The 12,025-nt window shown below is 53.6% G+C and carries 9 protein-coding genes; 6 read left to right on the plus strand and 3 right to left on the minus strand.

Features of this window, described 5'->3' with window-relative positions; genetic code table 11:
• Nucleotides 1–23: 23 nt before the first annotated feature.
• Both SPI6313_RS18210 and SPI6313_RS18215 read left to right on the plus strand, forming a co-directional pair.
• On the plus strand, nt 24–2,756 hold the full coding sequence (locus tag SPI6313_RS18210) for a UPF0182 family membrane protein (RefSeq protein ID WP_072622268.1): 2,733 nt from the start codon (nt 24–26) through the stop codon (nt 2,754–2,756).
• Nucleotides 2,757–3,305: 549 nt separating this feature from the next.
• A complete protein-coding gene (locus tag SPI6313_RS18215) occupies nt 3,306–6,356 on the plus strand; it encodes a CHAT domain-containing protein (RefSeq protein ID WP_084669106.1) in 3,051 nt (1,016 codons plus the stop codon).
• A gap of 43 nt (nt 6,357–6,399) precedes the next feature.
• Here the strand turns inward: SPI6313_RS18215 and SPI6313_RS18220 are convergent, their stop codons facing one another.
• Nucleotides 6,400–7,581 carry a DUF4336 domain-containing protein gene (locus SPI6313_RS18220; RefSeq protein WP_072622270.1) on the minus strand — a complete coding sequence of 394 codons (1,182 nt, stop codon included), beginning with the start codon at nt 7,579–7,581 and terminating at the stop codon, nt 6,400–6,402.
• 120 nt (nt 7,582–7,701) lie between these two features.
• Between SPI6313_RS18220 and SPI6313_RS18225 the strand changes: the two genes are divergently transcribed.
• On the plus strand, nt 7,702–8,223 hold the full coding sequence (locus SPI6313_RS18225; protein WP_072622271.1) for a photosystem I assembly protein Ycf3: 522 nt from the start codon (nt 7,702–7,704) through the stop codon (nt 8,221–8,223).
• A 71-nt stretch (nt 8,224–8,294) separates the two neighbouring features.
• Here the strand turns inward: SPI6313_RS18225 and SPI6313_RS18230 are convergent, their stop codons facing one another.
• Nucleotides 8,295–8,663 (minus strand): hypothetical protein, encoded by a 369-nt coding sequence (locus tag SPI6313_RS18230; RefSeq protein WP_139276694.1) that lies wholly within the window; start codon nt 8,661–8,663, stop codon nt 8,295–8,297.
• Nucleotides 8,664–9,003: 340 nt separating this feature from the next.
• On the opposite strand from SPI6313_RS18230, the gene ccmP reads away from it, so the two are divergent.
• From ccmP to SPI6313_RS18245, 3 genes are all read left to right on the plus strand, one after another.
• Nucleotides 9,004–9,648, plus strand: coding sequence for a beta-carboxysome protein CcmP (gene ccmP / locus SPI6313_RS18235; RefSeq protein ID WP_072622273.1), 645 nt, complete (start codon nt 9,004–9,006; stop codon nt 9,646–9,648).
• A gap of 234 nt (nt 9,649–9,882) precedes the next feature.
• Nucleotides 9,883–11,007: an RNA-guided endonuclease InsQ/TnpB family protein gene (locus tag SPI6313_RS18240; RefSeq protein WP_072622274.1), complete on the plus strand. Its 1,125-nt coding sequence runs from the start codon at nt 9,883–9,885 to the stop codon at nt 11,005–11,007.
• Nucleotides 11,008–11,051: 44 nt separating this feature from the next.
• Nucleotides 11,052–11,417: a hypothetical protein gene (locus tag SPI6313_RS18245; RefSeq protein WP_139276695.1), complete on the plus strand. Its 366-nt coding sequence runs from the start codon at nt 11,052–11,054 to the stop codon at nt 11,415–11,417.
• Nucleotides 11,418–11,504: 87 nt separating this feature from the next.
• Here the strand turns inward: SPI6313_RS18245 and SPI6313_RS18250 are convergent, their stop codons facing one another.
• Nucleotides 11,505–12,014 carry a DM13 domain-containing protein gene (locus tag SPI6313_RS18250; protein ID WP_072622276.1) on the minus strand — a complete coding sequence of 170 codons (510 nt, stop codon included), beginning with the start codon at nt 12,012–12,014 and terminating at the stop codon, nt 11,505–11,507.
• Nucleotides 12,015–12,025: the final 11 nt, after the last annotated feature.

The following is a 12,025-nucleotide window of genomic DNA, read 5'->3' on the forward strand; positions in this document are numbered from 1 at the left end:
TCCCTCATTGGTCTGAAACCCTCGTGCGTTTATCGTCAAAACTGAGTCTTGTTCTCATTGGTCTTGTGGTCGGCATTGTGTTGATCCTGTCTCCCACTGTGCATCTGATTACCGAATGGTGGTGGTATGACAGCTTGGGCCAAGTGCCGGTTTTCATGACAGTGACGGTGGGGCGATCGCTCGCTTGGGGATTGTCGGCGCTGCTGTTTTTCCTCTGTTTTTGGGGGAATTATCAGATCGCCCTCAAACTGACCCGCTACAGTGTGTTCCGGCTCAAGTCGGGCCTCTCCCCCGATTCAATGCCAGTACAAACCTTGGTCAGCATTGGGGCGGTGGGGTTATCGCTTTTCCTGGCGATTTCCGGGGCGAGTGGCTTTATCGATGGGTGGGAAGTGGTGTGGAAATATTTCAACAGCACCCCCTTTGGCAGTAGCGACCCGATTTTTGGCCAAGATGTGGGGTTTTATATCTTCCAATTGCCCGCCTATGATCAGTTGAAAAATTGGTTGATCTATCTCGTGGTGGGAAGTTTAGTCACCACGATTCCCGTCTATGTGCTCAAGGGCAGCATTGACGCGGGGCGCGGGTGGCAAAATATTGTGATTGGCCGGGTGAAAGCCCATCTCACCGTGCTGATCAGTGGCTTGGTGTTGCTGATTGGCTGGGGCTATTGGCTGCAACGTTATGAATTGCTCTATTCATCTGAGGGCGTGGTGTTTGGGGCGGGCTATACCGATGCCCATTCGCGGCTGTTGTCGCTGGCGGTGTTGAGTTTGGGGGGAGCGATCGCCGCAGGTCTGCTCTGGTGGTCGTTGCGGCGTAATGGTGTGGCCTTAGCGATCGTCACCGTGACGGGCTATGTGGCGATCGCGCTCCTGTTGCCCACCGTCCTCCCCGCCCTTGAGCAAAACCTCTTCGTTGCCCCCAACGAACTCACCAAAGAAAAACCCTACATCACCCACAGCATCGACCTCACCCGCCAAGCCTACGGCCTCGACCAAATCCAAACCCAACCCTATCCCGTTGAATCCAACCTCAACTGGGAAGTCCTCAACGCCAACCCCGGCACGATCAACAACATTCGCCTCTGGGACTATCGCCCCCTCCTCAGCACCTACCGCGAACTGCAAGAACTGCGCCTCTACTACAGCTTTCGGGATGTGGACATTGACCGCTACATCCTCAACGAGAACTATCGCCAAGTGATGCTCGCCGGGCGTGAACTCGACTACACCCAAGTGCCCGATCGCGCCCAAACCTGGGTCAACCAACGCCTCAAATATACCCACGGCTACGGCGCGGTCATGAGTCCCGTGAATCGCGTCACCCCCCAAGGCCTGCCGGAACTCTTCATCCAAGACATTCCCCCCCAAAGCTCCATCGATATCACCATTGATCAGCCGCGCATCTATTACGGTGAAGCCACGGATACATTCATTTACACTGGCATGAGCACCGATGAATTTGACTATCCCATCGGGGAAGAAAACGCCGCCAACCGCTACGATGGCCTGGGCGGTGTGCCGATGCCATCGTTTTTCCATCGCTTGCTGTATGCCATCGATCGCCGCGATTTCAAAGTCTTAATCTCGAACTATTTCACACCCGAATCGCGCATCCATTATCACCGCACGATTCGCGATCGCATCCAACGCCTCGCCCCCTTCCTCCGCCTCGATCGTGACCCCTACCTCGCCATCATTGACGGTCGGCTGCAATGGCTGATTGATGGCTATACGATTAGCGATCGCTTCCCCTACTCCGAACCCATTTCCCCCCAGTTCAACTACATTCGCAACTCCGTTAAAGTCCTCGTCGATGCCTATAATGGCACGGTGCAATTCTTCATCGTCGATCCAACCGATCCCGTCCTCCAAACCTACGCCAAAATCTTCCCCAGTCTCTTCACCAACGACCCCATTCCCGACAATGTTCGCGCCCATTTTCGCTACCCCGTGGATCTCTTCCAAATCCAGGCGCAAATGTATTTGTCCTACCACATGACAAGCCCCGAAGTCTTCTACAACCAAGAAGACCTCTGGCGGCTCCCCACCCAACTGTATGAAGATGCAGAAGAAGTGATGGAGCCTTATTATGTGATCATGAAATTACCGGAATCCGAGCAAGAAGAATTCCTCTTAATCTTGCCCTTTACGCCAGTCAATAAAGATAATATGGTCGCTTGGATGGCTGCCCGTTGTGATGGCGACAACTACGGCACAGCCTTACTCTATGATTTCCCCAAACAAGAACTCATCTACGGCCCCCAACAGATCGAAGCCCGCATCGATCAAGACTCCGACATTTCCCCACAACTTACCCTCTGGAGCCAAGAAGGTTCGCAGGTTATTCGCGGCGATTTATTGATCATTCCCCTTGAAAATTCGCTGCTCTATGTGGAGCCGATTTATCTCCGCGCCGAACAGAGTGAATTGCCAGAATTAAAGCAGGTGATTGTTGCCTACGATGAACAAATTGTCATGCGAGAAACCCTAGAAGAATCCCTCGCTGTTGTCTTCGGCCAGCAAACGGTACAGCCCCAAAATGCAACCCCCACGGCTGTGACTTCATCCCCCCAAACGGCGACCACCTCACCCACAATTACCCCCCTCGCCCAAGAGGCCCTCGAAACCTACGAAGCCGCCCAAGAGGCCCTCCAGGCTGGTAACTGGGCCGAATATGGCGAACTCACCCAACAACTTGAAACTCTCCTCCAAGAGTTAAATGATCAGGTTACCCCTCAACCCGCAGAGTAGCGATCGCGCGATCGCAACCCCTAAAATCGCTCAGTAATTATCTCTAAAATCCGGTAATTTGCATGGGAATTGTGGGATTTTCTCTCAATTGTAGCGGCGGTATTCAGAGAGAAAGTTAGCACGGTGGCCAATGCGATCGCGCCTTGGCATGGGTTGGGTTGAGATGAATGCCATGGTGGTTAAGGTAGCATCGTTGTTGGGTTTGGGGGCGATCTCTATTCTTTCCGCAACGGGCGATGTCTAATCGGGAAGGCTGGGCTAGACTGGGGGCGTATTTCTATCGGTTGGGGAGTGGATGGTGATGTTGGCGGATTTCTCCCAGAATTTAACCCCCTTAAAAAGGGGGTCGGCGAAGCCGGGGGGATCGCGCAAGGTGTGCCGCAGACGCTAGTCCCTCGCTTCGTTTCAGGCTCTCGATCCCCCCTGCCCCCCTTAAAAAGGGGGGGTTTTTTTGTACGCCCTGTTTCTATTTTGGCAACGGGTGATGTCTAACCGGGAAGGCTGGGCTAGACTGGGGGCGTATTTCTATCGGTTGGGGAGTGGATAGTGATGGGGGGATTAAGGGGGTTGCTGGGTGGGATTGTGTTGGCGGGGTTGTTGGCGGGGGAGGCCGCTAAAGGTGTGGAACCATCCGGGTTTCGACTCCGCTCAACCCTCAGTGATCGAGGACTGAGCGGAGTCGTTGGCGAAGCCTCTCCAGCGGAGATAGTCCGGCTATTGGAGACGCAAACTCAGCTACTCCCTGCACCAGACCCCGAATTTTCCCGTGAACTCCTCGCGCAAAGTGCCGAAGTGAATGAGGCGTTGCGGCTTTATCAAGAAGGGCGGGAATTGTTCGACCAAGGGACAGCGGAATCGTTACGAGCAGCACTTGAAAAGTTTGAAGCCGCGATCCCTTTATTGCAATCGAGTGGTAGAACATTTGGTGAAGCCATTACACGATATTATGCGGGCTTTGCACATCTCAGGTTGAATTTTAATACTCAAGCATTACAACAGTATGAAAAATCCCTCAAATTGTGGCAGAACTTAAGCCAGCAATCAACAGGTGAAGACTTGCAACTGGTGCAGCAATGGCAAGCGAATACGCTCAATGATATTGGTAGTGTCTACAATGCATTAGGAGAAAAGAGTCGCGCCCTTGAATACTTTAACCAAGCCTTGCTCCTCAGACGTGCAATAAGCAATCGAATCGGTGAAGCCATAACCCTTAATAATATCGGTATTGTCTATGATGATTTAGGAGAAAAGAGCCGTGCTCTTGAATATTACAATCAAGCTTTGCCACTTTTTCATGCAGTAGAAGATCGCGATGGAGAAGCCACAACCCTCAATAATATTGGTAGAGTTTACTCAACATTAGGAGAAAAGAGCCGTGCTCTTGAATACTACAATCAAGGTTTGTCACTTTTTCGTACTGTAGGTAATCGTGGTGGGGAAGCCACCACATTCAATAATATCGGTAGAGTATACGATTTCTTAGGCGAAAGAGAAAAAGCCCTCAACTCCTTCAAGCAAGCTTTGCTACTTTTTCAGGCAGTGGGTGATCGCAATGGGGAAGCTGTGAGCCTCAATAATATTGGTTTAGTTTATTATTCTCTAAACGAAAAAAATCGTGCTCTCGATTATTACAACCAAGCCTTGCCACTTTTTCGCGCAATGGATAATCGCAATGGGGAAGCCTATATTCTCAATGGTATTGGCAATATTTACTTAGCATCAGGAGAAAGAGAACGCGCCCTCAACTCCTTCAAGCAAGCCTTGCCACTTTTTCGCGCAATGGATAATCGCAATGGGGAAGCCGCGAGCCTCAATAGTATAGGTGCGGTTTATTACAACCTAGGAGAAAAGAGCCAGGCATTGGAGTATTTGAACCAAGCCTTACCCCTGAGGCAGGCGGTAGGCGATCGCGAAGGGATCAGTATTACCCTCAATAACATCGGCAGAATATTCGCCGACCAAAACCAACCCGAAGTCGCGATCATCTTCCTCAAAGAATCCGTCCGCATCCGCGAAACCATCCGCACCGATAACCGCCAACTCGACGAACAACTCCGCCAAACCTACATCACCACCATCGAAGACGACTACCGTTTCCTCGTCAACCTCCTCCTCCAACAAGCCCGCATCCCCGAAGCCCAACAAGTCTTAGACCTCCTCAAACTCGAAGAACTGCGCGACTTCACCAATACCCGCGCCACCTTCACCAGCGACGGCAAAATCCGCTACACCGACCCCGAACAAGCCGTCCTCAATGACCACAACAGCCTCATCGCCCTCGGAACCACAATCCTCACCTGCGAAGACAGCAACTGCAACGACCTCGATCGCCTCTACCGCCAACTCGAAGGACTCAAAGCCCAATACAACGCCCAAATCGAAAACTTTATCGCCACCATCCAAGCCAATCGCAGAGATGACGACGTATTCCAAGACCTCGATAACCTCAGCAGCGAAGCCGAAGACCTGCTCATGGCCTATCAGGACGCGGGACAGAATGCCGTCCTAATTTATCCCTTCGTCCTCGAAGATAAACTCTGGCTCGTCTGGGCAGCCGCCGGGGGCGTGATTGGTAGCATTGAAGTTCCCGTCACCCAAGCCGAACTCGCCCAAACCGTCCACCACCTCGGTCGCCACCTCAAAACCAGCGGCAACATCCAAGCCATCCAAACCGCCAGCCAACAACTTTATGATTGGATCATTAAACCCCTCGAAAGCGAACTTGCCGCCAACGAGATTGATCATTTAGTATTCGTGAACGATCGCGTCACCCGCTACATTCCCATGGCAGCCCTGTTTGATGGTGAACAATACCTACTCGAACGGTTCCAGATTTCCAGCGTCCTCGCCCCCGCCCTCACCGACACCAGCAGCCGCCTCGACCATCAACAAACCAACGTCCTCGGCTTGGGGTTAACCGATGCGATCGCCGGCTTTAGCCCCCTCCCAGCAGTGCAAGCTGAATTGGATGCGATTGTGATCGAAGGCAATGATCCGGGGGTCTATCCCGGTCAAGTGCTGCTCAATCGTGACTTTACCCTCGACAACCTCAAAACCAACGTCCTCAGCCATAACATCCTCCATCTAGCCACCCATGCTGAGTTTGTCCCCGGTCGCGCTGAAGATTCCTATATTTTGCTCGGTGATGGAACCACGCTGAAAACCGCCGATATTGATGTGATGGATCGGCGGTTGCGCAATCTGCAATTGGTGGTGTTGTCAGCCTGTCAAACCGCCCTGGGGGGTGATGGGGGCGATGGAACAGAAATTGCCGGGATTAGTTCCTATTTTCTCAAAGACGGTCGCGCCAAAACGGCGATCGCCTCCCTGTGGTCAGTGAACGACAGCAGCACCAGCGTATTGATGCAGCGGTTTTATGCCCTGCTCTCCACGGGGGAACTCAGCCAAGCCGAGGCCCTGCGTCAAGCACAGTTGAGCCTGTTGTACCGAGAGGAAACCGCCGACTTTGAAACACGCATGGCTGATAGTCGCTCTTTGGTATCTGTGCGACCCCGCAACGGTGCAGCCACCCCCAACCCCCCCGGTTTTAGTCATCCTTACCATTGGTCGCCCTTTATTTTGATCGGCAACGGGTTGTAGGCGATCGCACCTACCAAACCGAGCGGGGGGGCAATCCCACGGATTAGGCGGGCGGGGGCGTGACCTTCAGATCGATGAGGCGGCGATCGATATCCCGCAGGACTTGGAGATCGGCGGCGGGTAACGTCTGGGCGGGGTTGGGGGTGAGGAATTGAAAAGCGTCGCGCCAATCGTGGGGGGTGGCGGCGATCGCAGCAGTGAAATGACAGGGAATAATCCGCTCGAAGGGCCAGCGGGCGACGCGATCGCACCAATGGCGCACGGTCACAGGGTCACGGTTGAGGATCAGGGTTTGGAGGATCGGGGCGACGCGGAGGGTTTCATGGTGGCTGAGGGTGGCGAAGGTGTCGCGCCAACCGGCTTTCCAGGTGAAGGGATAGAGGCCGAAATAGGCCCGGCGGGTGCGATCGCTCCCCTGTTTCGCCTCCTGCCACGCCGGGCCGAGATCAACCGTTTCTAAAGTGGCGGGGCGAAAATAGAGGGCAAAGAGGCAAATCCGTTGCCAGCCCTTTTGGCGGTTGCTGGGGGTGTCGCGGATCGGGTCGGCGGCTCCGTCCTTGGCGTGGAAGAGGAGGGGGTAGGGGTCAAGCTGCACCACCTCCGGCGGGTCGGGGGGAACGGAGAGGATCGTATCCGTGGCGAGGAGAGTGCGCGATCGCCGATGATAAAACACCACTTCGCCAAATTTCCCCAGCCCCAAACTCAACGGCCCCAAAATTTCATAATCAAACTCATCGGCGAAGGGCGTGGCCGACCGTTCCGGGGGCAAAATTTCCGTCCGTCCCCAGGGACAGCCCAACCAACTCAGGGGTAAATTGAGGGGAAAACTCCATTGACCGGGGGCGACAAACACCGTTGCAGCCGGGAAACGACGGGCAAAGGGGCCGATAAATACCTTATGTTCAATCCCGGAAATCGTCGGCAGGATAATATAGCGCACGTCCCCGAAGCGATCGCACAGTTCCCGCAATAACCCCAAACATTCCCCCGTCGGAGCCACCGGCGCATAGACCAACAAGCCCCCCGCCTCCAACCGCACCACCGTCATCCGAATCGGCACCACCACATAGAAAATCCCCTGCACCTGCTCAAACACCCAAATCCAATCCGGGACAAGCTCCCGGCGTAGGGTGCGACGTTGCCCGTAGGGATAAATCGGCACAATCGGCCAATAGGGCCAGCGGCGATCGGCGGTTTGCGCGGAAATTGCGGCGGTTTTGGTCATGCCATCTCAGTTGCCAAGGGTTCAGCCTTTCATTTTACGAGATCGCTGATCGATACAACGGGCGGTTGGCATACACTACACTAAATACACAATTCCCATTGAAATCCTCAATTTATCCCTATGCCACGCACCCAACGCAACGATAACTTTATTGATAAAAGCTTTACCGTCATGGCAGACATCATCCTCAAGATTCTGCCCACCAATCAGAAATCAAAAGAAGCCTTCGCCTATTATCGAGACGGGATGTCCGCCCAAGCCGATGGGGAATATGCCGAAGCTCTGGAAAACTATCACGAAGCCCTGAAACTGGAAGACGAGGCGGGCGATCGCTGCTATATCCTCTACAACATCGGCCTGATTCACGCCAGCAACGGCGATCATGAAAAAGCCCTCGGCTACTATCACGACGCGATCGAACTCAACCCCAATATGCCCCAAGCCCTCAATAATATCGCCGTGATCTACCACTACCAAGGGGATCAGGCTCAGGAAGCGGGCAACAGCGACCTGGCTGAATCCTTCTACGATCGCGCCGCTGAATATTGGAAACAAGCGATCCGGATCACCCCCAATAACTACATCGAAGCGCAAAACTGGCTCAAAACCACCGGCCGCTCTGAAATGGATGTGTTTTTCTAGTCCTTGGATCGAGCTTGAGCGGATTCCCCTCACCCCAAACCCCTCACCCCAAACCCCTCTCCCACGGGGCGCTAATCCTGTAGGGGTTTGGAAGTAGCCTGAGCACCTTGCTTGAAAAAGAAAAAACGCTCAATCGCAGTTGTCAGGACTTTAACCCCTGGCAGAGGTTGCCTCCGAGAAGGGGCAAAACCCACTAACTTCGCTAACGCCAACGTCGCCTGTCGTAGAGAGTCAACAGCTTGGCCGAAGAGGAGATGTAAAAACCTCAGTTCCTCAGCATCGAACAGAGTCAGAACCGACTGCTCAGGGTCATGACGCAGGGCATAGGTCAGCCCCAAAATGTGCCCTGCGACCACCGAGTAGAACGTTAAGGCATTGACTAATGGGCAGACCGTTGCGGCTGCCGTCACTTCGACTCGATGGGGTTGAAACACCCGCACCAGCAAATCCACATTCGGTGGGCGCGGAGCTTTGCCACTGTTTGCCTAAAGCGGTTGCCCATACAACGCGAAAATGACAAGTTCGGTTTTTCGGAGGCCAGTTCATAGGCTCTATTTAGGGGGTTTTTACCTGGGGAGGGAAGGCATTGAGTGGGCTGAACTCTGACATCTCTAGTTGGGGGGATTTTCGTTATTATCTCATCATCGTCTCACTTTGTTCCGTAAAACCCCTACAGGATTAGACCTGGGAGAGGGGTTAGGGGTGAGGGTAATTGGGTGGCACACCCAGGCAGCGACCCCCAACCCAGTACAATGCTGTTAGCCAAAATGGAGAATTCTCTTGGGGATTGAGTTACGGAGTTACGTTTTTTTAGATAGCTTGCAACCCCAACACGCGGCCTATATTGGCACAGTGGCTTTGGGTTTTTTGCCCTTGCCGGGGGATAGTTCCCTGTGGATTGAAATTTCACCGGGGATCGAGATCAACCGGATTACCGATGTGGCGTTGAAGTCTACTGTCGTGCGTCCGGGGGTGCAGTTTGTTGAACGGCTCTACGGGTTGCTGGAAATTCACGCCAGCCGCCAAGGGGAAACCCGCCAAGCCGGAAAGGCAATTTTGGAATCCTTGGGAGTGCGGGAGCGCGATCGCCTCAAGCCGCGCATTGTCTCCAGCCAAATCATCCGTAACCTCGACCCCCACCAAGCCCAACTGATCAACCGCACCCGACGCGGTCAGATGATGCTCGCGGGGCAAACCCTCTACGTTCTTGAAGTGCAACCCGCAGCCTATGCCGCCTTGGCCGCCAATGAGGCCGAAAAAGCTGCCTTGATTAATATTTTGCAAGTTTCTGCGATCGGTAGTTTTGGCCGCCTCTATCTGGGGGGGGAAGAACGAGATATTCTCGCTGCCTCCCAAGCCTTAATCGCCGCCCTCGAAAGTGTTTCTGGTCGGGAGCACGAACCGCCCAAGCAGAAAAATGATTAAGAATGGTGATCGGAACGGTACGATCGCAGGCTGCCAGTGTCGTTCGGGTTGGGATTGAAGCCTAGATTTCGGAAAAAGATTTTTTATCGTTGGACTGATTACTCTGGGTTATTCACCCCGTAGACTGATGAATCACTTTACGAATGTAAAGCTTATATCCCCCGTTTTCCAAACGGGGGATATAAGCGAAGGGCTGAATTTATTCAGCCGTGATACCGAGGTATCATAGCAACCATGAAAACGCTCAAGTTCAAGCTCTACCAGCATAAGCGGAATCGATACCTCAAGCGGACAATCAATGCCGCAGGGCGTATCTACAACCATTGTGTTGCCCTCCACAAACGGTACTACCGAATGTGGGGCAAGCACTTGAACTGTGCCCGACTGCAAAAACACATCGCCAAGCTTCGGAAACGGAACCCCTGGTGGTTGCAAGTGGGTTCTCAAGCCGTACAGGATATCTGCCAACGAATTGAGAAAGCCTATCAACTGTTCTTCAAGCACAAAGATAGAAGCGTTCGACCGCCCAACTTCAAGAAAACCCGAAAATACAAATCCTTCACCCTCAAGCAAGCTGGGTACAAATTCCTCGGTGGCAACCGGGTCAGGATTGGGAACAAAGTCTATCAATATTGGCACTCTCGCCCCATTGAGGGCAAGGTCAAAACCCTGACGATTAAACGAACTCCCTTGGGAGAACTGTTCATGATTGTCACGGTAGATACCCTGTCAGAACCCCAAGTCAAAACCGAGACAGGTAACATTGCTGGTTTTGATTTTGGACTCAAGACGTTTCTGACCTGTTCTGAGGGATTCAAGATTGATGCCCCCTTGTTCTTCAAGCAGTCACTTAACTCGGTTCGCAAAGCAAGTCGAGAGTTGTCCCGTAAGCAAAAGGGTTCAGCCCATCGGGAACGTGCCCGATTAAACTTATCCCGCAAGCATGAAGATATTGCCCATCGACGGCGGGACTGGTTCTGGAAGTTGGCTCACCGCCTGACGAATCAGTTTGATGTGCTGTGTTTTGAAACCTTGAACCTCAAGGCGATGCAGCGGCTCTGGGGGCGTAAGGTGAGTGATTTGGCGTTTCGGGAGTTTCTGCAAATCCTGGAGTGGGTGGCGACGAAGAAGGGGAAGCGGGTGGTCTATGTTGACCGCTGGTTCCCTTCGAGCAAGACCTGTTCAAGTTGTGGTCATATTTTGGAGCATCTGGATTTAGAGACTCGCCATTGGCGGTGTCCCAGTTGCTCGACAGAGAATGACCGGGATGAGAATGCGGCGATGAATATTAAAGTGGCTGGGGCTTCAGCCATTGGGTTAGGTGATGTCAGACAGGCGTTGCCTGCTATTGCTGTTTGATCCCAGAATCCCCCGTTTTCTAAACGGGGGAGTAAGTCAATGTTTTGATGCAGTTTTTGCGCGATCGCCCCAAATTCTTCGAGACTGTCCAAAGCGAAAAATATCTTCACCAGACCGCCCTTTCACTGCTGATTTGCAGTTCTTGCTTTTTCGCCCTCTACGGCCCCGAAATCTACGAAACCCTGGCAGCCCTGCGTACCAGCCTGTTGGGGCGGATTCAACTCGAACAACTCTACTCCCGTCACCCTGGCCACCCGCCTCACCATCAAACGCTGATCGCCCAACTAGACCAACAACTCAACATCTTACTGCACGCCAATACCGAAGATCCCAAGACCGAAACCGCCCGACTGCTGCACGATGCTGTGGAATTGGGGATACAGGTTCACCGCGAAATGCGCCGTCTCTAATCCAGGAGACGCAATCCCCCTCCCGGTCGGCAAACTCGCTGTCCCATTAACCCACCAACAAGAAGAGACGTTTTGAGTTCGCCCCAGTTACGGCGTGATCAACGAAGCCACGCCAAAGGTGGCATTAAACTCACGACACCAGATCGCGGCGGATTGGTAGGTTTCTAGATCCACATCGGCGGGGATCGCATAGGTTTGCTCACCCGTGGGGGATGCGAGGAGATCGAGCAGGATGTAGTCGCCTTCTTGGATGCCGTAGGCGGGGGGATCGGTGACTTCGAGGATGTTGGGGGCTTTGTGGAGGACGACGGTGAGGTCGGGGCCGGGGTCGGTTTTGAAATCTTCGCTGAGGATGAGGACGCGATCGCCATCGGTTTCTTCGATGGTCACCGTGCCGCTGGTGGGGTGTTCCGCGTCTTGCCATGAGCCAGTTCGCAGGATCGCACCGTCAGCTACTGGGGCCGGGGCTTCGGTAGGGGTGGAGGTTTGATCCGCTGCTGGGGCGGGTTCGGGGGCAGGGGGGGCAGAGTTGGCGCAACCGGGTAAGACGAGGAAGGCGACAAGTCCGGTGGCGAGCAATGGGGAGAATTTAAACATCAGTGAGCCTC

Origin of the sequence: Spirulina major PCC 6313 (assembly GCF_001890765.1) — a bacterium.
GTDB classification, from domain to species: Bacteria; Cyanobacteriota; Cyanobacteriia; order Cyanobacteriales; family Spirulinaceae; genus Spirulina; species Spirulina major.